Origin of the sequence: Paracoccus marinaquae, from assembly GCF_018860165.1 — a bacterium.
Lineage (GTDB): Bacteria > Pseudomonadota > Alphaproteobacteria > Rhodobacterales > Rhodobacteraceae > Paracoccus > Paracoccus marinaquae.
Genome location: NZ_JAHKNG010000022.1, coordinates 1 through 23078, shown reverse-complemented (window position 1 = coordinate 23078; position 23078 = coordinate 1). Strand labels below are relative to the sequence as shown.

The following is a 23078-nucleotide window of genomic DNA, read 5'->3' as shown; positions in this document are numbered from 1 at the left end:
CCGGCTCCGTCGCGCTTGACCGGGGCGCAGCGGCACGGCAAGCAGGCCCCATGATCGACCTGCGCCCGGTAGCCCACCCGATTGGACGGATCGTCGCCGCTCTGGGCGTCGCCATGGTGCTGCCGATGGCGGTCGATCTTTGGCATGGCGACCCGCATTGGGCGGTGTTTCTGGAATGCGGCCTGCTGACCTTGGTGATCGGCCTGCTGACGGCGGTCGCGACCGGAGGCGATCACGGGCCGCTGAACATCCAGCAGGCCTTCCTGATCACCTCGGGGTTGTGGCTGGTGCTGCCCATCTTCGGCGCCCTGCCCTTCATCCTGGGCGCCCCAAATGCCAGCATCACCGATGCCTATTTCGAGGCCATGTCGGGCGTGACCACGACCGGCACGACCGCCTTTCCGGTGCTGGACGGCCTGCCCCGGGGCACGCATCTGTGGCGCGCGATCCTGCAATGGTCGGGGGGCCTCGGCATCGTCGTGGTGGCGATGGTCTTCATGCCGGTGATGAAGGTCGGCGGCATGCAGTTCTTCCGCTCTGAAGGTTTTGACACGCTGGGCAAGGTGCTGCCGCGCGCGGGCGAGATCGCGGCCGAGATGACCCGGATATATCTGATGCTGACCGCCGCCTGCACCGTGACCTATATCATGCTGGGGATGAACGGCTTCGATGCCGTGGTCCATGCCCTGACGACCAGTTCGACCGGCGGTTTCTCGAATTACGACGCCAGTTTCGGGGCCTATCTGGGCGGCCCCGAATGGGCGGCCTCGGTCTTCATGGTTCTGGCCTCGATCCCCTTCATCCGCATGGTTCAGGCGCTGCGCGGGAATTTCGTGCCGCTGTGGCGTGATACCCAGGTCCGGGCCTATCTGCGCTGGATCTTCTATTCCTGCGCGATCATCGTCATCTACCGGCTGCTCTACATGCATCAGGATGCCGACCCGCTGGTGGTGGTGCGCGAGACCGTCTTCAACACCGTCTCGACCTTCTCGGGCACGGGCTTTGCCTCGACCGACATGCTGGCCTGGGGGCACCTGCCCTTCGCCGTGCTGATCGTCGTCGGGCTGATCGGCGGCTGCACCGGCTCGACCGGCTGTTCGGTGAAGGTGTTCCGCTATCTGGTGCTGTTCCAGGCGGTGCGCGCGCAGGTGCGGCGGATGCACCTGCCGCACCGGGTCTATCCGCTGCGCTACGAGGGTCGGCCGCTGGAAAAGGATGTCATCGATTCGGTGATGGCCTTCTTTACCCTGTTCGTGCTGACCTTCGGGCTGCTGATCGTCGGGCTGTCGCTGACCGGGCTGCATCCCAAGACGGCGCTGACCGCCGCCTGGACCGCCATCGCCAATATCGGCCCGGCCTGGGGCCCCGAGATCACCGCCAACGGCTCGATCGCCGAGTTTCCCACCGCAGCGAAATGGATGATGACCTTCGGCATGTATCTGGGCCGACTGGAACTGGTCTCGGTGCTGGTTCTGCTACTGCCGCGCTTCTGGCGATCCTGACGAGACCCGACGCCGCGGCCCCGGCCTGAGACTGCAGGCCGGAAACCGAATGAAAAGCCGCAACGCCTGCGCACCTCGGCCACTGGCGCGGGACCGCGCCGGGGCGTCACGCCTCGTGAACATAGGTGCCGGGCGCCTTGTCCAGCGGCTTGTGGCGCCGGCTGCCAAGGGTCTTCGGCGCCGGGACCAGCTCTCCCGACCGCTCGGAGGCCCAGACGCGCCAGCGGTCCCACCACGATCCCTCGACCGGCTGCGCCTGCTTCAGCCAGGCATCGGCCGAAGCCACCATGTCCGGATTGGTGAAGTACTTCGCCCTCTTGTTCGTCGGCGGATTGATCAGGCTCTGGATATGGCCGCTGTTGCTGAGGATAAACTCCTTCTCGCCGCCAAAGCTGATGGCCGAGCTGTAGACCCCTTTCCACGGCGTGATGTGATCGGTCACCCCGGCGATGAACATGGTATCGCACTCAACCCGTGAGAGGTCGATCGGTGTGCCCAGAACCGTCATCTCGCCCGGCTTCACCAGCCGGTTATCGAGGAACATGTCCAGCACCTCGGCATGGAAGGCAGCTGGCAACCGGGTGGAATCGTTGCTCCAGTAAAGGATGTCGAAGACCGGCGGCGCATTCCCCATCAGATAGTTGTTGACCCAGTAGTTCCAGACCAGATCGTTGGGTCTCAGCCAGGCGAATACGCGGTTCATCTCGACGCCGTCCAGCACCCCCGCCGCCTGCGATCTCAGCTTGGCCGCCGCCGCCGTCTCCTCGGTCGAGAACAGGCTCAGCGTGCCTTCCGTGGTCTGGCCCAGCACCGCCACCATCATCGTCATCGCCGCGATGCGGTCATCGCCCTTGGCAGCCAGATGGCCCGCGAGGCCGGCCGCCGTCATCGCGCCCGAACAGGCGGCGTGAATGACCACCTCGGGCGAGCCGGTGATGTCGCGCAGGGCGTCCATCGCCTCCAGCACGGCCGCGACATAGGTATCCATGTTCCAGTCGGCATGTTCCGCGGTCGGGTTGCGCCAGCTGACGGCAAAGACCTGAATACCGCTGTTCGTCAGATATTCGATCATGCTTTTCCCGGGCGACAGGTCGAACACATAGAACTTGTTCACTTCGGGCGGCACGATCAGATGCGGCGTCTCGTGGACCTTCGCGGTCGTGGGCGTGTACTGGATCAGTTCGAGGACGGGATTGCGGAACACCACCGCCCCCTCGGATTTGGCAAGGTTCCCGCCGACCTCGAAGGCGCTCTTGTCGACCTGGGACGGCAGGCCGCCGTTCTTCTGCATGTCGCCGATCAGGTTCTTCATCCCGTCGACGAGGTTCCACCCTTTCGTCTCCCAGGTCTTTCTCATCACCGCGGGATTACCCAGCAGCGTGTTCGTCGGCGCCCAGGCATCGGTCAGCAGGGAAACCGCAAAACGCGCCCGGTCCTTGCTGCGCTCATCCAGCGCCGAGCGGTCCACCAGCCCCTGCAGCGAATTCGCCCAGGCGAAATGCCCTTGCATGATCATCCGGTAGAACGGGTTGTCCTGCCAGCTTTCGTCGCTGAACCGCTTGTCACCCTTGACGGGCGCAAGGTCCGAGGTGCCCGCAAGCACCGCGATCAGGTCGCGGATCAGTGCCCCCTCCTGCTCGACCAGAAGCTGCGGATTTTCCGTCACCTGCCGGCCCAGGGCCTGATAGCTGGCAAACACATCCTGCGGCTGCAGCCCGATGAAGGGGTTGGGGCCAAGAATGCTCTCGGTCGCCTGTTCGGCCAGGTCCCTCGCTTCATCCGACGCTTCGCCCTCGGGGGGATTCTTCTTGGTCACCATTTCTTCCTCCTGACTGTTCACGACCCTCCGCACGGGTCAGACGAAGGCGCCCTTGCCGGGAAAGCGCCGACCGATAATGCAAATAAGCATCTTGACCGTGCCCTCATACGGATCGAGCGTCGCCATGTCGGACAAACGCTGCGTAACGTGGCAACCCGGCGTGACGTCGTTGCCGCCCGGCGCATCGCGCGCGAGGCGACGGGCATCACGTCGCCTGCCGAATTTGCTCGCCGCCCCCCTCCGTTGGCGCGATGCAGGCGCCCCCGTCTTCGCGCATGACTACAGGCAGCTTGTGACGGGGCGACCTTCAGATCAAGAAAATCCCGCCCGGCCCATTCGATGCGCGCCACCGATCGTCGGCCGGATTGGACGAAGCCGCTGTCGCGGAAATTGGTGCGGTGCACACACCGACGCCAATCGCGCCCCGTCGCAGGCGTGATTGGCATCCCCGGCGCCCGGCGGGTAGAATGGAGATCAAGGAGACGCGCAATGCCAGGACGACTGATCGCTCTGCTGCTGTGCCTGTTGCTGCCCCTGCAGGCCGTGGCCGAGGAACGGCCCCGCGCCGGCCTTCTGTGGAACCGCAGCGGGTTGCCCGCGACCTTTCCGCTGCAGGTCAAGACCCTGCCCGGCAAGGATTACGTCGTTTTCCTGACCCGACCCGAGACCGGCCAGCCGGTAATGGCGGGCTATATCCGGGGTGGCCAGTTCTTCCGCCTGCTGGTTCCGCCCGGCACATGGCAGTTGAACTTCGCCCATGGCCGCACATGGCAGGGCGAGGAGGCATTGTTCGGTGACGAGACAGGATGGACCGCGACCGAAGAGCCGCTGGAGTTCCGCATCATCGGCACCTCGCGCCGCCGCGGCCATCTGATCACGCTGATCGAACGGAACGGCACCATGAAGATCGTCGACGCGATCCCGCAGCAATGGTGCCAGACCGCATGGTGGTCAAGCGAGTTGCGCGACTTCCCCGAAGAGCCGCCCAGCCCCGACCCCGAGACCCTCAGACGCCTGTTCGGGGTTGCGCCGAAGACCGGGCTCGATGCCTCGCCCCGCTTGCGCTATCTGGATCTGGAACTGCAGAACTATACCCGTCTCTGCACCTGACTAGAGCGAGAACGAGGTGCCGCAGCCGCAGCTGGAACTGGCATTCGGGTTGTCGATGGTGAAGCGCGCGCCGATCAGTTCGTCGGCGAAATCGATCACCGCCCCGGCCAGAAACGGCAGCGAGACCGGATCCACGACGACACGCTGACCGCCCCCTTCCAGCACCAGATCGTCCGCTTCGGCCCGGTCCAGCCGGATCTCGTACTGAAACCCCGAACAGCCACCGCCGGCAACGGCCACGCGCAGCGGGCGGACCTCGCCGCCATCATTGATCTCGGCCAGCCGGGCAAAGGCGCGTTCGGTCACTTTCGGAGGCAGGTTCATGGGGCGTTCCCGTTTTCGTCCGCAGGCTCAGAATATAGGCTCGGGCGGCGTCCCCCGCAAGGAAGGTCCCATCCCGTGAGCATCGCGCCCTTTGCCTGCCAGCCCGATGACAGCCGCGGCCGGCTGTTTCCCGAGCAGCTGTCGACCTTCCGCTCTCCGTGGCAGCGCGACCGTGACCGGATCATCCATTCCAGCGCCTTCCGGCGGCTGAAGCACAAGACCCAGGTCTTTGTCGAACATGACGGCGAGGAATATCGCGGCGACTATTTCCGCACCCGCCTGACCCATACGATCGAGGTGGCGCAGGTCGCCCGCACCATTGCCGGCGCCCTGGGGCTGAACACCGACCTGGCTGAGACGGTGGCGCTGGCCCATGACCTCGGCCACCCGCCCTTCGGCCACACCGGAGAGGATGCGCTGGCGGCGCTGATGGCACCCTATGGCGGGTTCGATCACAATGCGCAGGCGCTGCGCATCGTCACCCGGCTGGAACGGCATTACGCCGATTTCGACGGGCTGAACCTGACCTGGGAGGCGCTGGAGGGCATCGCCAAGCATAACGGGCCGGTGCTTGGCGAGTTGCCCTATGCGCTGGCCGAGGTGAACGCCGCCTGGGATCTGGAACTGACGACCAATGCCAGCGCCGAGGCGCAGGTCGCCGCGGTGGCCGATGACGTCGCCTATAACCACCATGACCTGCATGACGGGCTGCGCGCCGAGTTGTTCACCGAGGCCGAGCTGGCGGAACTGCCGGTCATCGGCCCGGCCTTCGCCGAGGTGGACAGGCTCTATCCCGGCCTCGACCGGATGCGGCGGCGGCACGAGGCGCTGCGCCGGGTCTTCGGGGTTATGGTCGAGGATGTGATCGCCGTCGCCCAGAACCGCCTTGCGGGATTGCAGCCGCAATCGGCGCAGGAGATCCGCGACATGGAGGGGCCGATCATCCGCTTTTCCAAGCCGCTCTACCAGAACATCAAGGCGATCAAGTCCTTCCTGTTCACGCGCATGTACCGCGCGCCCTCGGTGGTCGATGAGCGGTTGCGGGTGACCGAGATCCTCAACGAGATGTTCCCGCTGTTCCTGAATGATCCCGCGAAGATGCCCGGCGGCTGGCGCAGCGCCGCCGAGGCGGCCGCGGATGAGACCCACCGCGCCCGCGTGGTGCTGGATTATGTGGCCGGGATGACCGACCGTTTCGCCATTTCGGAACACCAGCGGCTACTGGCACTCTGACGCACCACTGCCGGGACAGCGCGGCCCGCTACTGCATCATCTCCTTGGTCGCGGCCAGCTTCAGCTCGGGATGGTCGCGTTCGATCCGGTCGATGTCCCATTGCAGCCGGGTCAGATAGACCAGATCTCCGTCATGGTCCTGCGCCAGATGGCCCTTGTTGGCATCGGCGAAGGCCTCGACCTTGTCCTTTGACCCCGTGACCCAGCGGGCGCTGGTGAATTGCGTGGCCTCGAAACGGACCGGGATGCCGTATTCCAGTTCGATCCGGCTGGCCAGCACCTCGAACTGCAGGGCACCGACGACGCCGACGATGAAGCCCGAGCCGATCATCGGCTTGAAGACCTTGGCGGCCCCCTCCTCGGCGAATTGCATCAGCGCCTTTTCCAGATGCTTGGCCTTCATCGGATCGGTCGCGCGGACCGATTGCAGCAGTTCCGGCGCGAAGGAGGGGATGCCGGTAAAGCGCAGCGCCTCGCCCTCGGTCAGTGCGTCGCCGATACGCAACTGGCCGTGATTCGGGATGCCGATGATATCGCCGGCCCAGGCCTCTTCGGCCAGTTCGCGGTCGGCCGCCAGAAACAGCACCGGGTTGCTGACCGCCATCGGCTTTTTCGACCGCACATGTGTCAGTTTCATGCCGCGCTCGAAATGCCCCGAGGCCAGGCGCACGAAGGCCACCCGGTCGCGGTGCTTGGGGTCCATGTTCGCCTGCACCTTGAAGACGAAGCCGGTGACCGCCTCCTCCTCGGGCGCGATCTCGCGCTCGGCACTGTTCTGCGGCTGCGGCGCCGGGCCGTAATGGCTGATCCCGTTCATCAGTTCCTGCACACCGAAACTGTTGATGGCGCTGCCGAACCAGATCGGGGTCATATGGCCTTCGAGGAAAGACTGGCGGTCGAAGGCGGGCAGCAGTTCGCGCGCCATCTCGACCTCTTCGCGCAGCTTGCCCAGCAGCGCGCCGGGGACATGTTCGGCCAGCTTCGGATCGTCCAGCCCCGAGATGCGGATCGATTCGGCCACCTTGTTGCGATCGGCGCGGTCCATCAGTTCCAGCCGGTCGTTCAGCAGGTCATAGCAGCCGATGAACTCGCGCCCCATGCCGATGGGCCAGCTTGCCGGGGCCACGTCGATGGCGAGGTTTTCCTGAATCTCGTCGATGATCTCGAAGGTATCGCGGCTTTCGCGGTCCATCTTGTTGCAGAAGGTCAGGATCGGCAGATCGCGCAGCCGGCAGACCTCGAACAGCTTGCGGGTCTGGGATTCGACCCCCTTGGCGCCGTCGATCACCATGATCGCGGCATCCACCGCCGTCAGCGTGCGATAGGTATCCTCGGAAAAATCGCTGTGGCCGGGCGTATCGACCAGATTGAATCGGTGCCCGTCATAATCGAAGGACATGGCCGAGGCCGAGACGGAAATCCCCCGCTCCTGCTCCATCTTCATGAAGTCCGAGCGCGTGCGCCGCGCCTCGCCCTTGGCGCGGACCTGCCCGGCCATCTGAATGGCGCCGCCATAGAGCAGGAACTTCTCGGTCAGCGTGGTCTTGCCGGCGTCGGGATGCGAGATGATCGCAAATGTCCGACGGCGGGCGATTTCGGGCGGAAGATCGGGGCGGTTGTTCATGCCCGGCGCTTTAGCGCGCCTGTGTGGTTCGCGCAATTCCTCGCCGAACGAGGCGTCTTGCGCTGCTGCCGGCAATTCGGGCAGTGATAAGAGAAAATTTTGAAATTTGCCTGACGCGAGAAAACGATTATACTTGTCCAAAGGCCAGAGTTGATTTCTGGCGGAATTTGAGGATCATCAGTTGCGGAGTACCCAGCAACTGCTGGTTCTGCTAACATATGCGGATCCGCCCTTGGACCATCGCACCGAATGCGAACGAGATCTGATGCCATTGGATGCAACCTATGATCAGCTGATGCGAGTTCTGTCCTCGCGCGGTCTCGAATGGCTGCGGCAGCATGTGATGGACCTGCCCGATCCCTTGCCTGCGGATCATCCCGCCCTTGGCGCGCTGGCCCTGGGGGCGCGGATCGCGCCGGTCCTGTCGGGCCTGCGCGGCTGCCCCTCGCCGCTGGAGGATATCGTCACCCGAAGGCTGGCGCGGCCGCATGTCCGGCAGGCCGCCGGCGCGCTGCTGGATGGCGACGACCGGACCGATCAGGCGGTACTGGTCGGTGCCGGCCACCTGATCGCGGGTGACGATCCGGTCTGGCAACTGGCCTGCCTCGCGCTGGCCGGCGATCCGCGGATCGACCTTCTGGACCGGCTTGCCGCGACCGGCAAGCCTGATGCGGCCACGACCGCCGAAGCCGAGGCGATCATCTGCGATCCGATCCCCGAAGAAATGCTGAACGAAGAGCGGACCGATCGCTTCATGCGGACGCTCATGCAGCTTTATTGCCATGGCGCGCACCGCCCGCAATTCTCGCATCCCCGGATCTACGGCGACGCCTTCGCCAAGCTGCTGCGCATCGCCGACTGGGCGCGCAACAACGGTCAGGTCACCTCGATGGCGCAGGCCGCCTATTGCCTGCGCCTGATCGACCCCGATCACGACATCACGTCGCTTTTGGCCGAGATCATCTCGAATCAGCGCCCGGACGGCTCGTTCCCCCGCAAGGCCGGCTATTCGACACAGGATCAGGATCTGGACAGCGGCGTCTGGCCGACGCTGATGGCCCTTGCGGCGCTGAACCTCGCGGCCTGGCGGCGCTGGCGTGGCCCGCACCCGCAGGTGGCGCCGGCCCGCCCCTTCACCGCCTGCCGCGACTTTTTCACCACGACCCTGACCGAACGCTTTGCCGTCTGGGCGACCCAGGGGCCGAAGGACCAGCGTCTTATGCTTGCCGCCTGCATGAGCCGCGCGACTGGAGAGAACTGGTTTCTGCGCGCCGGCCTGCGGCGCGCCGAGCCCGGGCGCGAGGTCCTGCTGACCCTGGCCCGGCAGGCCTTCACCGACCCCTACACCGCGCACCATGCCCGCAACACGCTGAACGTGGACCGGCACTGGCCGCATGATCTGGAAAGCGGCGAACACGGCCCCGCGTTACGATGGCTGCGCGGCGCGGCCGTCACCATCCAGCGAAGGCAGCCCCCCGACCCGAGGAATATCGACCTCGCCTGCCCGGAGGGCTTCAACCGGTATTGCCGCGAAGCTTTGGGCTGTCCGCCCGGCACCGCCTCGATAGCCCTGCGCCTGGCCGCCTGCCGGCATGCGCGCCGGGCTCTGGTCGCGCTGGAACGGCAGGACCGGCTGTCGCCTGAGGAAGCCCTGGAACATCTGGACCGCCTCTGCCTGATGGCGCAGCTGTTCGAGGGCGATGCGGCGCAGACCGCCGCGGCCTGAGGATCAGAACAGACCCACTATCTGCCCGTCCTCATCGAGGCCGATGGTTTCTGCCGCCGGGTTCCGCGGCAGGCCCGGCATGGTCATGATTTCGCCGCAGATCGCGACCACGAAACCCGCCCCGACATTCAGCCGCACCTCGCGGACCGGCACGATATGGCCCTCGGGCGCCCCGCGCAGGGTCGGATCGGTCGAAAAGCTGTACTGGGTCTTGGCGATGCAGACCGGCAATCGCCCGTGGCCCGCCGCCTCCCATGTCTCAAGCTGCTGGCGCAGGCCCGGTGCCGCCTCGGCGTGCGAGGCGCGATAGATGCGGGTGCAGATCGTCTCGATCTTCTGCCAGAGTGGCATCGAATCGGGATAGAGCGTGTGGAAATCCGCCCCTCCGCCCTCGGCCAGCGCCACCACCTCCTGCGCCAGTTCCTCGGCCCCGGCGCCACCTTCCGCCCAGTGCCGCGCGGTGATCGCCTTGACCCCGTGCTCGGCGCAATAGGCCCGCAACGCCTCGACCTCGGCCTCGGTGTCGCCGGAAAAATGGTTCAGCGCCACCACCACCGGCAGGCCGAAGCCCAGCAGGTTCTCGATATGGCGGCCCAGATTGGCGCAGCCGCGCCGGACGCCGGCGACATCCTCGGCGCCCAGATCGGCCTTCGCGACGCCGCCATTCATCTTCAGCGCCCGGATCGTCGCCACCAGAACCGCCACCGAGGGCTGCAGCCCGGCCATGCGGCATTTGATGTCCAGAAACTTCTCGGCCCCCAGATCCGCGCCGAAACCGGCCTCGGTCACCACATAGTCCGACATGCGCAGCGCCGCATTGGTGGCGATGATGCTGTTGCAGCCATGGGCGATGTTGCCGAAGGGCCCGCCATGGACCAGCGCCGGGTTGTTTTCCAGCGTCTGCACGAGATTCGGCTGAAGCGCGTCCCGCAACAGGGCGGTCATGGCGCCATCGGCCCGAAGATCGCGCGCGGTCACCGGCCGGCGATCGGCGGTATAGCCGATCACGATCCGCCCGAGCCGCGCCTGAAGATCGGCCAGATCGGTCGCCAGGCAAAGGATCGCCATCACTTCGGAGGCAACGGTGATGTCGAAGCCCGTCTGGCGCACATGGCCGTTGGCAACCCCGCCCAGCCCGGTCACGACATCGCGCAGCGCCCGGTCGTTCATGTCCATGACCCGCCGCCAGGTGATCCGCCTGGTATCGAGCCCAAGCGCATTGCCCCAGTAGATATGGTTGTCGATCATCGCCGACAGCAGGTTATGGGCCGAGGTGACGGCGTGAAAATCGCCGGTGAAGTGAAGGTTCATCTCCTCCATCGGCACGATCTGCGCCCGCCCGCCACCAGCCGCCCCGCCCTTCATGCCGAAATTCGGGCCAAGGCTCGCCTCACGGATGCATACCGTCGCGCGTTTGCCGATGCGGTTCAGCGCGTCGCCCAGTCCGACCGTGGTGGTGGTCTTGCCCTCGCCCGCCGGGGTCGGGTTGATCGCGGTGACCAGCACCAGACGCCCCATCGGGCGCCCCTGCAGCCCGGCAAGCGCGGCATGGGAAATCTTGGCCTTGTCATGGCCATAGGGCAGGATTTCGGCCGGGGTCAGCCCCAGCCGCGCGGCGATATCCGCGATCGGCAGTTTTCGCGCCTGCCGGGCGATCTGAAGGTCGGTATCCATGCCCCGATCAAATCTCTGCGCGGCCGCCGTGACAAGGGCCGCCGCGCAGAATTCGGCCTATCGGACGACCATCACCGACACCGGCGAATGCCGCACGACCGAGTTCGCGTGGCTGCTGATCAGGATGCTGCGCAATTCGTCCGGCCGATGGCTGGCCATTACGATGACATCCGCGCCCAGATCGGCGGCACATTTCAGGATCGTTTCCGAAATATGACCGTGCCCGACATGGGTGGCGACCCTTGCACCGGGTTCGAGATTGTCGGCGACAAAGCCGTCCAACTGGGACTTCATGTCCGCAAGCGCCTTCTTCTCGAACCCCTTGGGCAGGAAGGTGGCCACCATCGAACTGCCGATATCCGGCACGATTCCCAGAAGATGCAGCGTCCCGCCCTCGCCGGCCAGCCGGCGCGCCTCGGGCAGCGCCCGCCTCCAGCTGGCCTCATGCTGCAGGTCGATGGGGAAAAGGACGTTCTCATGCATGGCTCAGCCCCTTCTGTTCGCGCCGGGCCGGGCCTTCGCCGGTATCGGCCCGCCGTCGCTGCATCCAGACCACCAGCGCCAGCAGCAGCAGCGCGGGGATATACATCCAGTATTTCGACGGCGCCGGGGCCGGCGCGCGGACCAGCAGGATCTTCTGATCCCAGTCCAGACCGGCCGCCTGCGCCGGGCTGTCGAAGGCCACGTTGTCGATCACGACCTCCTCGCCATTCTGCGCCGTCTCGAGGCCCAGGGCCATCAGGCGGTCGGCACCGGTTGCCCCTTCGGGAACCGACAGCAGGGCCGAGAACTCGATCGGGTCGCCGACATCGTTCAGCCCGGCGACACGCAGCCGCAGCGGGTCGCCGGGACGCGACTGCTCCAACGCCTGTGCCAACTGGGTCGGCGGCAACTCATTATAGGGCGGATAGATCATGTCCATGAAGAAGCCCGGCCGGAAGATCGTGAAGGCGACCAGCAGCAGCAGCACCGTCTCCCAGATCCTGTTGCGGACGATGAACCAGCCCTGTGTCGCCGCCGCGAACAGCAGCATGGCGACCGTCGCGGTGATGAAGACGAATATCCCCTGCCCCCATCCGACATTGATCAGCAGAAGATCGGTGTTGAAGATGAACAGGAAGGGCAGCGCCGCCGTCCGCAGGCTGTAGAAGAAGGCCACGACGCCGGTGCGGATCGGATCGCCGCCCGACACTGCCGCCGCCGCAAACGAGGCCAGGCCCACGGGTGGCGTCACATCCGCCATGATGCCGAAATAGAAGACGAACAGATGCACCGCGATCAGCGGCACGATCAGCCCGTTCTGCTGTCCCAGCGTGACGATCACCGGCGCCAGCAGGGCCGAGACGACGATATAGTTCGCCGTGGTCGGCAGCCCCATGCCAAGGATCAGCGACAGGATCGCCGTCAGCACCAGGATCGCCATCAGGTTGCCGCGCGACAGCACCTCAACCACATCGGCAAGGGCCGAGCCCACGCCGGTCTGGCTGACCGCACCGACGATGATCCCGGCGGTCGCGGTGGCGATGCCGATACCGATCATGTTGCGCGCCCCCGAGATCAGCCCGTCCACCAGATCATTCAGCCCGAGGCGCAGAGCCGTGGCCATCTCGCGCCGCTCACCGTCAAGATCGGTGCCGCGCAGCATGATCATGACCGGCCGCTGGGTCAGCAGGATGAAGATCATGAAGGCCGTCGCCCAGAAGGCCGAGAGGCCCGGCGACAGGCGGTCGACCATCAGCGCCCAGACGAGGACCACGACCGGCAGGATATATTGCAGGCCGGCCCGCACCGTCGGCCCCGGCAGCGGCAGCGCCGTCACCGGCGCGTTCGGATCCTCCATATGCAAGGGCGGCTGCTTGGCCGCCACGGCCATCAGCGCGACGTAAACCGCCGTCAGCAAGGCGAAGACGACATATCCCGCCGCCGCCCCGAAGGTCGGACGGATCCAGCCCATGCCGTAATAGACGATCAGCGACAGGGCGCAGATCGCGGCGATGATGAAGGCGGTGCCGATCAGGCGCTTCATCAGCGGCCCCGGCTCATAGGCGCGCGGCAGGCCCTGCATGTTCGCCTTCATCGCCTCCAGATGGACGATATAGACCAGCGCGATATAGCTGATCGTGGCCGGCACGAAGGCATGTTTGACCACGTCGAAATAGGGAATGCCGACATATTCGACCATCAGGAAGGCGGCGGCACCCATCACCGGCGGCATGATCTGGCCGTTGACGGAAGAAGCAACCTCGACCGCGCCGGCCTTTTCACTGCTGAAGCCCACCTTCTTCATCAACGGGATGGTGAAGGTGCCGGTGGTGACGACATTGGCGATGGACGAGCCCGAGATCAGGCCGGTCATGGCCGAACTGACGACGGCGGCCTTGGCCGGCCCGCCGCGCATATGGCCCATCAGGCTGAACGCCACCTGGATGAAGTAGTTGCCGGCCCCGGCCTTGTCCAAAAGCGCCCCGAACAGCACGAACAGGAAGACGAAGCTGGTCGAGACACCAAGCGCGATGCCGAACACGCCTTCGGTAGTGATCCACTGGTGGTTCACCACCTCGGACAGGGTGTTGCCCTTGTGGGCAATGATCCCCGGCATGTAGGGACCAAGGAAGGTATAGGCCAGAAATACGGTAGCCACGATCATCAGCGCCGGACCAAGGCTGCGGCGCGTGGCCTCCAGCAACAGCAGAAGCCCGATGACCGACACCACGAAGTCCTGCATGATCGGCGCACCGACCCGGGTGCCGATGGAGTCGTAGAAGAAGTAGATGTAAAGCGAGGAGGCTGCGGCAACCAGCGCCAGCGCCCATTCCCATGGCGGCACCCAGTTTTTCGGGCTGCCCAGAAGGATGGCGACGATCAGCGCAAGGCCGATGATGGGAACCCACCAGACCGGCACCCCGGTCTTTGCCCCGACCATGAACAGAACCGTCATCAGCGCCGGGATTCCGAGCCCCAGTGCCAGCTGCACCTTCGTGCGTTCGGCGGGATAGGCCATGAAGGCCAGGAACAGGGCGAAGGCCAGATGGATCGCCCGCGTCTCGGTATCGTTCAGGACACCGAAGCCGACCATGAAGGGGATGGGAGAGGCGATCCAGAGCTGGAACAGCGACCAGCACAGGGCCGTGGCCAGAATGATCTTGCCGACCGCGCCGGGCGGCGTCCGCGCCCCGGTATCTGACGAGGCAACCAGATCGTCCAGTTCCGATTGCGACAGCCCGCCATGCCCCGCGCCTTCCATCTCGACGGCGCTGGCCTCGAACTGATCCTTGGTTGGCGGTGTCTTGTCCTCTTCGCTCATCGCGTTTCCCCCTGTTGATGGGTCTTGTCGTTATTGCTTATGAAGAGCGAAGGGCGGCCCGACAGGGCCGCCCTCTTGAATGTTTCGGATTATTCGATCCAGCCTTGTTCCTTGTAGTATTTCTCGGCCCCCGGATGCAGCGGCGCGCTGTTGCCCTGGGTCACCATCTCCTCGGGCGTCAGGTTGGCGAAGGCCGGGTGCAGGCCCTTGAAGCGGTCGAAATTGTCGAAGACAGCCTTCACCACCTCGTAGACCATGTCCTCGGGCACATCGGCCGAGGTCACGAAGGTCGCCTTGACGCCGAAGGTGTTGGTATCGGCGTCGGTCCCGGCATACATGCCGCCGGGGATGACCGCCTTGGCGTAATAGGGGTTCGCCTCGACCAGCGCGTCGATCTCGGGGCCTTCCACCGGCACCAGATTGGCCTCGACGGTCGAGGTCGCTTCCTGGATCGAGCCGTTCGGATGGCCGACGGTATAGACGATGGCGTCCACCTTGTTGTCGCCAAGTGCGGCGGACTGTTCGGCCGGCTTCAGCTGCGAGGCCAGCGAAAAGTCGTCCATGCTCCAGCCCTTGGCGTCCAGCACCACCTCCATGGTGGCCAGCTGGCCCGAGCCGGGGTTGCCGACATTCACCCGCTTGCCCTTGAGGTCGTCGAAGCCGGCGATACTGGCATCCTTGCGCGCAACGACCGTGAACGGCTCGGGATGAACCGAGAAGACCGCGCGCAGGTTGTCGAACTTCTTGTCGCCCGCGAATTCATCCGAGCTGCCGTTATAGGCATGGAACTGGATGTCGGACTGAGCCACGCCCATGGTCATGTCGCCCGACTTGATGGCGTTGACATTGGCGACCGAACCGCCGGTCGAAGGCGCGGTGCACTTGATGCCGGTCGTCGCGGTATCCCGGTTCACCAGCCGGCAGATCGACTGCCCGACAACGTAATACACGCCGGTCTGGCCGCCCGTGCCGATGGTGATGAACCGCTCTTCCTGCGCTGCCACAGCCGTGGCCGTTACGGCAAAGGCCGCGCCAAGAAGAAGTGAGCCGAAAGTCTTCATGAAGTTTCTCCCGTTTTCCCAGTGTCTTGGACTGACTTCATCCCGCAATTCATATGCAGGTTGCCCTCACGGTAACGCTCTCACCGTGTTTGGCAATCCCTAATCAGGTCAATTCGCAGATTTGCCTAGCCCGGCAAAACCTGCGCTCCCTCGCAGATGCCGCCGGACGCCAGCGCGGCCGTTTGGTACGGAACCCGGTCGGATCAGGGCGCATCGCCCAGCACCTCGGCCAGCGCGCCCTGCAACCTGTCGATCATCATCTCGGTCTCGTCGTCCGAGATGATGAAGGGCGGCGCCAGCAGGACGTGATCCCCCTGCCTGCCGTCGATGGTGCCCGACATGGGATAACAGATCAGACCGCGCGCGAATGCCGCCTTTTTCAGCGCCGCCGCGATCTTGCGAGCGGGATCGAAGGGCGCCTTCGTCGCTCGGTCCTCGACGATCTCGATGCCGCGGAACAGGCCGCGGCCACGGATATCGCCGACATGCGGATGCTGGCCGAACCGCGCCTCCAGCGCGCGCTGCAGCGCCTCGCCCTTGACGCGGACCTGCGGCAGCAATCCGCGATCCAGAATCGCGCGAACCACCGCCAGCCCCGCCGCGGTGGCGACGGGATGGCCGATATAGGTGTGGCCGTGCTGGAAAAACCCGCTGCCCGAGGCGATGGCGTCATAGACCGCGCGGCTGCACAGCATCGCGCCTATCGGTTGATATCCGGCCCCCAGCCCTTTGGCGATACACAGAATATCAGGCGCGATGCCGTCCTGCTCGCAGGCGAACAGCGTGCCCGTCCGGCCCATGCCGCACATCACCTCGTCAAGGATCAGCAGGATGCCGTATTCGTCACAGATTTCGCGGATGCGGCGGAAATATCCGGGCGCCGGCGGCACGGCGCCCGACGTCGCGCCGACCACCGGCTCGGCGATGAAGGCCATCACCGTTTCGGGGCCGACACGTTCGATTTCCGCGCGCAGCGCCTCGGCCGCACGGATGCCGTATTCCTCGGGGCTCTCACCCTCGGCCCTCTCGCGATAGTCGTAACAGGGCGCGATATGGCTGACATCCAGCAGCAACGGGCCGAATTGCTGCCGCCGCCATTCGTTGCCGCCCGCCGAAAGTGCCCCGATGGTATTGCCGTGATAGCTCTGCCGCCGGGCGATCAGGCGGGCACGCTGCGGCTGTCCCTTCTCGACCCAGTATTGCCGCGCCAGCTTGATCGCCGCCTCGGTCGCCTCGGACCCGCCCGAGACGAAATAGACCCGGTCAAGATCGCCCGGCGCATGCTGGATCAGCAGGTCGGCCAGCGCCTCGGCGGGCTCGGAGGTCAGAAAGCCGGTATGGGCAAAGGCCAGCCGGTCCAACTGGTCCTTGATCGCCTGCGTGACCTGAGCATCGCCATGACCGAGGCAGCTGACCGCCGCCCCGCCCGAGCCGTCGAGATAGCGATTGCCTTGCGAATCGATCAGCCAGACCCCCTCGCCGCCGACGGCGACGGGCACTTGGCTATGGCAATGGCGGGGAAAGACATGCGACATGGCGAGAATCCTGAATATCCGGTCAAGAAAGCATGTCGCCATGAGTCACAAGTTTAAACCCCTCGATGACAGGGACTGGCCCGAAAGCATTACATCGTTGCGCGACGGCTTCGCCGGGCGGCTGAACGTCTATCGGGTGATGGCGCATCATCCCGACCTGCTGGCCGCCTGGGCACCGCTGCGCCAGCATGTGGTCCGCGGCCGGGCCATGACCGACCAGCAGAGCGAGGTGGTGATCCTGCGGACCGGCCATAACCTCCGGGCACCCTATGAATGGGCGCATCACGTCAGCCGCGCCCGCGCCGTGGGCATGGAGGACGCGCGCATCGCCACCCTGGCGGCTGCGCTGGAGAGCATGGCCGAGGATGACCGGGTCCTTGCCCGCGCCGTCGATGAACTGATGACCGGTGCGCGGTTGCAGCCCGGCACGCGGCAGGCGGTCATCAGTCTGGTCGGCGATCACGGCCTGTTCGATCTGATGGCGACGGTCGGGTTCTATTCCGTGCTGGGCTTCATCGTGAACAGCTTCGATGTGCCCTTGGATGCGGAGGTCGCGGCCGAGCTTCAGGCCCGCCCCGCACCGTGAGCCAGTTCCCGCGACAGGGCTTGGCGCAGCGCCGGCAGCAATTCGGCCTCGAACCACGGGTTGCGCCGCAGCCAGGCGGTATTGCGCCATGACGGATGCGGCAATGGCCAGACGGCCGGGGCGTGATCGCGCCAGTTGCGCACGACCTCGGTGACGTTCCCGGCGCCAAGATGCCAGCGCATCGCATGCCCGCCGACCAGCAGGATCAGCCTCGGCTTGAGTATGGCCATCACCGGGGCACGCCAGACCTGCGCGCAGATCGGCGGCGGCGGCAGGTCGGCGCCCTTGGCGTCATAGCCCGGAAAGCAGAAGGCCATCGGCACGATGGCGATACGGTCGCGGTCATAGAAGGTGGCCTCGTCCACGCCCATCCAGTCGCGCAACCGGTCGCCCGAACGATCGGTGAAGGGGCGCCCGCTTTCATGCACCCGCATCCCCGGAGCCTGCCCGACGATCAGCACCCGCGCACCTCGCCGGAACCAGACCACGGGGCGCGGGGCATGGCCGGTGGCGGTGGCGGCAAAGCGCCCGGCACAGAGGCGGCAGGCACCGATCTGGTCGGAAAGTTCGGACATGGCTCACATCTAGTGAAAATGCGCCACGAAAGAAGAGTGACAGGCGCCCCTTTTTTCGGGCATCACGAGGCGAACTGGACTTCAACCGGGGCCAGGCCTATGGTCCGGCACCCCTGGCCGGGGGCCGGGACTGGGCGTGACGAATGTAAGCGGGAAGCCATGCTGGAATTCGATAATGTCTCGAAATCCTACTGGACCGGGACGCAGCGCAAGGTGATCCTCGACCGGGCCTCGTTCCGGGTCGAACTTGGCAATTCGCTTGGCATCCTGGCCCCGAACGGCACCGGCAAGACGACGCTGATCAACATGATGTGCGGGCTTGAAAAGCCTGATGAGGGCAGGATCCGTCGCGAATGCCGGATATCCTTTCCGCTTGGCTTCATGGGCGGGCTGGTCAACCGGCATTCGGCCAACGAAAACGCACGCTATATCGCCCGCATCTACGGGCTTGACCCCGATTACGTCGCCGCCTTCGCCCGCTGGCTGACCGATATCGGCGAATATTTCGACATGCCCGTCGGCACCTATTCCAGCGGCATGCGGCAACGCTATTCCTTCGCCCTGCTGCTGGCACTGGAATTCGACATCTACCTGATCGACGAGGGCATGCCGCAGACCACCGATGTCGAATTCAACCGCAAGGCCGGCTCGGTCCTGTTCGACCGATTGCGCAGCTCGACCGTCGTGATCGTGTCGCACCAGCCCCAGACGATCGAGAGATTCTGCCGCAGCGCCGCCATTCTGCGCGACGGAAAATTGTATATGTTCGAGACACTTGACGAGGCCAAGCAATATTATGACTACACCGCCTAGAGCCCGTCGCTTTCACCTCTCACCCACCGAATCGGTGCGCCCAGACCAGGGTGCCACCGCGGATCGGCCGGCGGCCGCGGGCCGCGCCTCGGGCGTCCGGATCGAATTGCACAAGAAGGCCGACCTGCCGCCGCGCTTCGGACAGGGTCCGATCAGCCCGCCCGAGGCCGCCAGCGGGGCGCAGCCGCCGGAAACCGAGCGCGACCGCCTGATGCGGACCGACCCGACCGATGACGGTTTCGGCCCCGCGGATGGTGCGGCGCCCCCGGCCGCCGGAAACCCGCCGGACAGCGCGAAGCCGGCCGCGAAAGACGCCGAGGAGATCGAGGCCAAGCTGGAGGCGATCCGCAAGGAAAAGCTGACCGAACGCCAGTTGCGCATCGCCCGACGGATCGCGATCCTGCATCAGATCGACGTGCAGTCCGACGAAGAGGCGGTGCTGCGCCTGCGCGAACGCGGCATCGACCCGTCGCACCGCGCGGCGCTGAGCCAGATCCTGTCCAGCGCGGGCAGTCAGGCCCAGGCCGCCCCCGCGCGCAACGCCCCTGCCCTCGTGCCCGAGGCGCGCGGCACCGAGGTCGGCCCGGCGCAACCTCCGCTGCCCTCGCGCGAGGCGCTGACCGAGGAACGCCGCGCGGCCGAGATCTATCGCATCCAGCAGGACATCGCCCGCCGCCGCCGGCGCCGGCTGATGATGCTGGGCATGCGGCTCATGTTCTTCGTCCTCGCCCCGACGATCCTGGCCGGGTGGTACTATTTCCGCGTTGCGACGCCCCTTTACGCCACCTATTCGCAGTTTCTGATCCAGGCTGCCGAGGGCGGCGACGGCGGCGGGCTGGGTGGCCTTCTGGGCGGGTCGCAGCTTGCCACCAACCCCGATTCGGTCGCGGTTCAAAGCTATCTCACCTCGCGCGATGCGATGCTGAGGCTGGATACCGACAAGGGCTTCAAGCAGGCCTTCCAGGACCCGGCCATCGACCCGATCAAGCGGCTTCCCCCCGGCGCCAGCAATGAGGCCGCCTACAAGGTCTATCTCGATTCGGTGAAGATCGGCTATGATCCGACCGAGGGCGTCATCAACATGGAGGTGATCGCCCCCGGCCCGGAACTCAGCCAGGAATTCTCGCTGGCGCTGATCGCCTATGCAGAACAGCAGGTCGACGACATGACCGCCCGCCTGCGTGACGACCAGATGGCCGGCGCGACCGAGAATTACAGCGATGCCGAGGAAAAGGTCCTGGCCGCACAGCGCCGCGTCCAGCAGTTGCAGCAGGATCTGGGGGTGCTGGATCCGGTGGCCGAGGGCACGGTGGTGATGAACCAGATCGCCGCGCTGGAGGGACAACTGAACACCAAGGAGCTTGAGCTTGGTCAGTTGCTGGCCAATCCGCGTCCGCAGCAAAGCCGGGTCGAGGCGCTTCGCGGTGACATTACCCGCCTGCAGGAGATGATCGCCCGCACCCGGCTGGAACTGACCGAAGGCAATGAGACGCGCAGTTCTCTGGCCGCCATCACGGGCGAGTTGCGGATCGCCGAAAGCGACCTTCTGACCCGGCAGGAACTGCTGGCCGGGGCGGCGGCACAGATGGAAACCGCGCGGATCGAAGCCAACAAGCAGGTGCGCTATCTGTCGCTGTCGGTGGCGCCGGTGCCGCCCGATCAGGCCACCTACCCCAAGGCATTCCAGAATACCCTGGTGGCTTTCCTCATCTTTTCGGGTATCTATCTGATGCTGTCCCTGACAGCCTCGATCTTGCGCGAACAGGTATCCACATGACCCAGCCCCGACATATCCGCATCGGCGATCTGACCTGCGGCAACGACCTGCCCCTGACCGTGATCGCCGGACCGTGTCAGCTCGAAACCCTGGATCACGCCCTGATGATCGCCGAGGCCATGGCCGAGGCCTGCGCCAGGGCGGGTGCCGGCTATGTCTTCAAGGCCAGCTATGACAAGGCCAACCGCACCTCGCTGAAGGGGCGGCGCGGCATCGGCATCGAGGACGGGCTTGACATGCTGGCCAAGGTTCGTGAACGGCTGGGTTGCCCGGTGCTGACCGACGTGCATGACGCCGGACAGGCGGTACTGGCGGCGCAAACCGTCGACGTGATCCAGATCCCCGCCTTCCTCTGCCGCCAGACCGACCTGCTGCTGGCCGCCGGCGGAACCGGCGCGGTCGTGAATGTGAAGAAGGGCCAGTTTCTTGCCCCCTGGGACATGCCGAACGTCGCCGACAAGGTTGCCTCGACCGGCAACGACCGGATCCTGCTGACCGAACGCGGGGTCAGCTTCGGTTATAACACGCTGGTCGCCGACATGCGCGCGTTGCCGATCATGGCGCGAACCGGCTATCCGGTGATCATGGACGCGACCCATTCGGTGCAGCAGCCGGGCGGTCAGGGCGGCTCATCCGGGGGGCAGCGGGAATTCGCACCGGTGATGGCCCGCGCCGCCGTCTCGCTCGGCGTGGCCGGGGTGTTCATCGAGACCCATCAGGATCCCGACAACGCCCCCTCGGACGGCCCGAACATGATTCCGCTGCAGCAGATGCCGGCCCTGATCGACAGCCTGATGCGCTTTGACGCGCTTGCGAAGGACGACCCGATCGCGGTCTGAACGGCCCCCGGCGTGGCGGCTCAGGCCGCCAAGCCGGCGGCATGACCCGACGCCCAGGCCCACTGGAAATTGTAACCGCCCAGCCAGCCGGTCACATCGACGCATTCGCCGATGAAATGCAGCCCCGGCATCCGTCGCGCCTGCATCGTTCTGGCATCCAGATCGCGGGTATCAACGCCACCCAGGGTTACCTCGGCGGTCCGGTAGCCCTCGGTCCCGACCGGCCGTGTCTGCCAGCGATTGACACGCCGCCCGATGACCTCCAGCACCCGGTTCGGCTGATCCGCCAGCCGCGCCTCGGCCAGCCCCATCTCGACCGCAACAGCCTGCGCCAGACGTTCGGGCAGCATCCGGGCCAGGGCCGTGGCAACGGACATCCGCCCGGCCTGCCCGCGCTGCGCCTTCAGGGTCGCGGTCACATCCTCGCCCGGAACAAGGTCGAGCTCCAGCACCTCGCCGGGCAGCCAATAGCTTGAAATCTGCAGGATGACCGGCCCGCTGAGGCCCCGATGCGTGAACAGCAGCGCATCGCGAAATAAGCCGCCCCGATGGCTGATCTGCACCTCCAGCGACACCCCGGCCAGCGGGCGGTACCGCATCAGATCCTGCTCGGCAAAGGTCAGTGGAACCAGACCGGGACGCGGTTCGGTACAGCCGAACCCGAACGCGCGCGCGACATCGTAACCATAAGCGGTGGCCCCCATTTTCGGGATCGATTTACCGCCGGTCGCAACGACCACGCGCGCCGCCGTCAGTCGGCCCTGCCCGGTTTCAACCTCGAAACGGTCGCCGGCGTGACGAATGGCCCCAGGGACGCAGTTCAGGCGCAACTCGGCCCCGCGCATCCGCTGCAGCAGCATGTCGATGATCTGTGTGGAACGACCATCGCAGAACAATTGTCCCTGCGTCTTCTCGTGCCACGCGATCCCGGCCCGATCGACAAGGTCAACGAAATCGGCTGGCCGAAACCGCGCCAGCGCACTGGCCGGAAAACGAGGGTTTCCGGACAGGAACCGGTCCGGTGCCGTGGCAAGATTGGTGAAGTTGCACCGTCCGCCACCCGAGATGCGGATTTTCTCGCCGGGCCGGTCCGCATGGTCCAGCACCAGCACGCGCCGTCCCGGCGCCAGTGCCGAGCCCGCACAGAAAAGACCGGCTGCACCGGCGCCAAGAATGACCAGATCGACATGCTCCATGCGGCGGCCATAGCCGCAGACGGTGACCACGGCAAGTTTCTGCGTTTTTTCGACTTGAACCCCCACGGCGTCTTGGATATTCACCCCGGCACGGTTGGGGCGTGGCCAAGTGGTAAGGCAACGGTTTTTGGTACCGTGTACCGTAGGTTCGAATCCTACCGCCCCAGCCAGTCATCCGGAAAATCCCGTGCGTTCAGACGCCTTCCCGGTTTCGGGAAATGGTGACACGATGTCACCATCGTGACATGGGCAAGGCGTTGTTGCAGAACGCCGGTTTGAGCCGAGCTTGCGCCTTTCCCCCGCGATCTTAGGCGACGCGTTCGATCTCCGCTTGGCCGAGAGCGTTGAAGCGGTTCATGAGGGCAATGCGGATGTGGATT

The 23078-nt window shown here is 65.5% G+C and carries 18 protein-coding genes and 1 tRNA gene; 9 read left to right on the top strand and 10 right to left on the bottom strand.

The genetic code is table 11. The features are described 5' to 3' along the window. Positions 1 to 50 precede the first annotated feature (50 nt). Positions 51 to 1502 carry a TrkH family potassium uptake protein gene (locus KNW02_RS12730; RefSeq protein WP_216033657.1) on the top strand — a complete coding sequence of 484 codons (1452 nt, stop codon included), beginning with the start codon at positions 51 to 53 and terminating at the stop codon, positions 1500 to 1502. A gap of 106 nt (positions 1503 to 1608) precedes the next feature. Here the strand turns inward: KNW02_RS12730 and KNW02_RS12725 are convergent, their stop codons facing one another. Then, a complete protein-coding gene (locus KNW02_RS12725; RefSeq protein ID WP_216033656.1) occupies positions 1609 to 3321 on the bottom strand; it encodes a PHA/PHB synthase family protein in 1713 nt (570 codons plus the stop codon). A gap of 489 nt (positions 3322 to 3810) precedes the next feature. Between KNW02_RS12725 and KNW02_RS12720 the strand changes: the two genes are divergently transcribed. Continuing rightward, a complete protein-coding gene (locus KNW02_RS12720; RefSeq protein WP_216033655.1) occupies positions 3811 to 4431 on the top strand; it encodes a hypothetical protein in 621 nt (206 codons plus the stop codon). On the opposite strand, the gene KNW02_RS12715 is transcribed toward KNW02_RS12720, so the two are convergent. Beyond that, entirely contained in the window at positions 4432 to 4755 is a 324-nt protein-coding gene (locus tag KNW02_RS12715) for a HesB/IscA family protein (protein ID WP_216033654.1), read from the bottom strand. It lies immediately after the preceding gene. Positions 4756 to 4830: 75 nt separating this feature from the next. On the opposite strand from KNW02_RS12715, the gene KNW02_RS12710 reads away from it, so the two are divergent. Then, complete coding sequence (locus KNW02_RS12710) at positions 4831 to 5988, top strand: deoxyguanosinetriphosphate triphosphohydrolase (RefSeq protein ID WP_216033653.1); 1158 nt, start codon at positions 4831 to 4833, stop codon at positions 5986 to 5988. Positions 5989 to 6016: 28 nt separating this feature from the next. Here the strand turns inward: KNW02_RS12710 and KNW02_RS12705 are convergent, their stop codons facing one another. Continuing rightward, positions 6017 to 7612: a peptide chain release factor 3 gene (locus tag KNW02_RS12705; RefSeq protein WP_216033652.1), complete on the bottom strand. Its 1596-nt coding sequence runs from the start codon at positions 7610 to 7612 to the stop codon at positions 6017 to 6019. Positions 7613 to 7877: 265 nt separating this feature from the next. Between KNW02_RS12705 and KNW02_RS12700 the strand changes: the two genes are divergently transcribed. Beyond that, positions 7878 to 9338, top strand: coding sequence for a hypothetical protein (locus KNW02_RS12700; RefSeq protein WP_216033651.1), 1461 nt, complete (start codon positions 7878 to 7880; stop codon positions 9336 to 9338). A gap of 3 nt (positions 9339 to 9341) precedes the next feature. On the opposite strand, the gene KNW02_RS12695 is transcribed toward KNW02_RS12700, so the two are convergent. The 5 genes from KNW02_RS12695 to KNW02_RS12675 form a co-directional block, all read right to left on the bottom strand. After that, the gene (locus KNW02_RS12695) at positions 9342 to 11012 is read right to left on the bottom strand and encodes a formate--tetrahydrofolate ligase (RefSeq protein ID WP_216033650.1); all 1671 of its coding nucleotides are present in this window, start codon (positions 11010 to 11012) and stop codon (positions 9342 to 9344) included. A 57-nt stretch (positions 11013 to 11069) separates the two neighbouring features. Next, positions 11070 to 11495: a universal stress protein gene (locus KNW02_RS12690; RefSeq protein WP_216033649.1), complete on the bottom strand. Its 426-nt coding sequence runs from the start codon at positions 11493 to 11495 to the stop codon at positions 11070 to 11072. After that, positions 11488 to 14316 carry a TRAP transporter permease gene (locus tag KNW02_RS12685; protein ID WP_216033648.1) on the bottom strand — a complete coding sequence of 943 codons (2829 nt, stop codon included), beginning with the start codon at positions 14314 to 14316 and terminating at the stop codon, positions 11488 to 11490. The genes KNW02_RS12690 and KNW02_RS12685 overlap by 8 nt, the downstream gene beginning before the upstream one ends. 89 nt (positions 14317 to 14405) lie before the next feature. Further along, the gene (locus KNW02_RS12680; protein ID WP_216033647.1) at positions 14406 to 15377 is read right to left on the bottom strand and encodes a TAXI family TRAP transporter solute-binding subunit; all 972 of its coding nucleotides are present in this window, start codon (positions 15375 to 15377) and stop codon (positions 14406 to 14408) included. Between the two features lie 203 nt (positions 15378 to 15580). Next, entirely contained in the window at positions 15581 to 16912 is a 1332-nt protein-coding gene (locus KNW02_RS12675) for an aspartate aminotransferase family protein (protein ID WP_216033646.1), read from the bottom strand. Positions 16913 to 16952: 40 nt separating this feature from the next. Here KNW02_RS12675 and KNW02_RS12670 point away from each other — a divergent pair, with 40 nt between their 5' ends. Further along, positions 16953 to 17498: a carboxymuconolactone decarboxylase family protein gene (locus KNW02_RS12670; protein ID WP_216033645.1), complete on the top strand. Its 546-nt coding sequence runs from the start codon at positions 16953 to 16955 to the stop codon at positions 17496 to 17498. Here KNW02_RS12670 and KNW02_RS12665 read toward each other — a convergent pair. After that, on the bottom strand, positions 17477 to 18073 hold the full coding sequence (locus KNW02_RS12665; RefSeq protein ID WP_216033644.1) for a uracil-DNA glycosylase family protein: 597 nt from the start codon (positions 18071 to 18073) through the stop codon (positions 17477 to 17479). The genes KNW02_RS12670 and KNW02_RS12665 overlap by 22 nt on opposite strands. A gap of 159 nt (positions 18074 to 18232) precedes the next feature. Between KNW02_RS12665 and KNW02_RS12660 the strand changes: the two genes are divergently transcribed. Genes KNW02_RS12660 through kdsA form a run of 3 tightly spaced genes read left to right on the top strand, consistent with a single transcriptional unit; the run spans position 18233 to position 21502 of the window. Then, entirely contained in the window at positions 18233 to 18886 is a 654-nt protein-coding gene (locus tag KNW02_RS12660; protein WP_216033643.1) for an ABC transporter ATP-binding protein, read from the top strand. A gap of 34 nt (positions 18887 to 18920) precedes the next feature. Next, the gene (locus KNW02_RS12655; RefSeq protein ID WP_348524726.1) at positions 18921 to 20663 is read left to right on the top strand and encodes a KpsE/RkpR family capsule polysaccharide export protein; all 1743 of its coding nucleotides are present in this window, start codon (positions 18921 to 18923) and stop codon (positions 20661 to 20663) included. After that, positions 20660 to 21502 (top strand): 3-deoxy-8-phosphooctulonate synthase, encoded by an 843-nt coding sequence (gene kdsA / locus KNW02_RS12650; protein ID WP_216033641.1) that lies wholly within the window; start codon positions 20660 to 20662, stop codon positions 21500 to 21502. Before KNW02_RS12655 ends, kdsA begins: the two co-directional genes overlap by 4 nt. Positions 21503 to 21522: 20 nt before the next feature. Here kdsA and KNW02_RS12645 read toward each other — a convergent pair whose 3' ends face one another. Then, a complete protein-coding gene (locus tag KNW02_RS12645; protein ID WP_216033689.1) occupies positions 21523 to 22698 on the bottom strand; it encodes a BaiN/RdsA family NAD(P)/FAD-dependent oxidoreductase in 1176 nt (391 codons plus the stop codon). Between the two features lie 95 nt (positions 22699 to 22793). On the opposite strand from KNW02_RS12645, the gene KNW02_RS12640 reads away from it, so the two are divergent. After that, positions 22794 to 22868: transfer RNA gene (locus KNW02_RS12640), tRNA-Gln, on the top strand. The last annotated feature ends 210 nt before the right edge of the window (positions 22869 to 23078 follow it).

What these genes read in the sequence shown, in the direction of transcription:
- KNW02_RS12670 (WP_216033645.1), top strand. Translation starts at nt 16,953, where the DNA reads ATGAGTCACAAGTTTAAACCCCTCGATGACAGGGACTGGCCCGAAAGC.
- KNW02_RS12680 (WP_216033647.1), bottom strand. Translation starts at nt 15,377, where the DNA reads ATGAAGACTTTCGGCTCACTTCTTCTTGGCGCGGCCTTTGCCGTAACG.
- KNW02_RS12665 (WP_216033644.1), bottom strand. Translation starts at nt 18,073, where the DNA reads ATGTCCGAACTTTCCGACCAGATCGGTGCCTGCCGCCTCTGTGCCGGG.
- KNW02_RS12705 (WP_216033652.1), bottom strand. Translation starts at nt 7,612, where the DNA reads ATGAACAACCGCCCCGATCTTCCGCCCGAAATCGCCCGCCGTCGGACA.
- KNW02_RS12720 (WP_216033655.1), top strand. Translation starts at nt 3,811, where the DNA reads ATGCCAGGACGACTGATCGCTCTGCTGCTGTGCCTGTTGCTGCCCCTG.
- kdsA (WP_216033641.1), top strand. Translation starts at nt 20,660, where the DNA reads ATGACCCAGCCCCGACATATCCGCATCGGCGATCTGACCTGCGGCAAC.
- KNW02_RS12660 (WP_216033643.1), top strand. Translation starts at nt 18,233, where the DNA reads ATGCTGGAATTCGATAATGTCTCGAAATCCTACTGGACCGGGACGCAG.
- KNW02_RS12715 (WP_216033654.1), bottom strand. Translation starts at nt 4,755, where the DNA reads ATGAACCTGCCTCCGAAAGTGACCGAACGCGCCTTTGCCCGGCTGGCC.
- KNW02_RS12645 (WP_216033689.1), bottom strand. Translation starts at nt 22,698, where the DNA reads ATGGAGCATGTCGATCTGGTCATTCTTGGCGCCGGTGCAGCCGGTCTT.
- KNW02_RS12730 (WP_216033657.1), top strand. Translation starts at nt 51, where the DNA reads ATGATCGACCTGCGCCCGGTAGCCCACCCGATTGGACGGATCGTCGCC.
- KNW02_RS12685 (WP_216033648.1), bottom strand. Translation starts at nt 14,316, where the DNA reads ATGAGCGAAGAGGACAAGACACCGCCAACCAAGGATCAGTTCGAGGCC.
- KNW02_RS12695 (WP_216033650.1), bottom strand. Translation starts at nt 11,012, where the DNA reads ATGGATACCGACCTTCAGATCGCCCGGCAGGCGCGAAAACTGCCGATC.
- KNW02_RS12725 (WP_216033656.1), bottom strand. Translation starts at nt 3,321, where the DNA reads ATGGTGACCAAGAAGAATCCCCCCGAGGGCGAAGCGTCGGATGAAGCG.
- KNW02_RS12700 (WP_216033651.1), top strand. Translation starts at nt 7,878, where the DNA reads ATGCCATTGGATGCAACCTATGATCAGCTGATGCGAGTTCTGTCCTCG.
- KNW02_RS12690 (WP_216033649.1), bottom strand. Translation starts at nt 11,495, where the DNA reads ATGCATGAGAACGTCCTTTTCCCCATCGACCTGCAGCATGAGGCCAGC.
- KNW02_RS12675 (WP_216033646.1), bottom strand. Translation starts at nt 16,912, where the DNA reads ATGTCGCATGTCTTTCCCCGCCATTGCCATAGCCAAGTGCCCGTCGCC.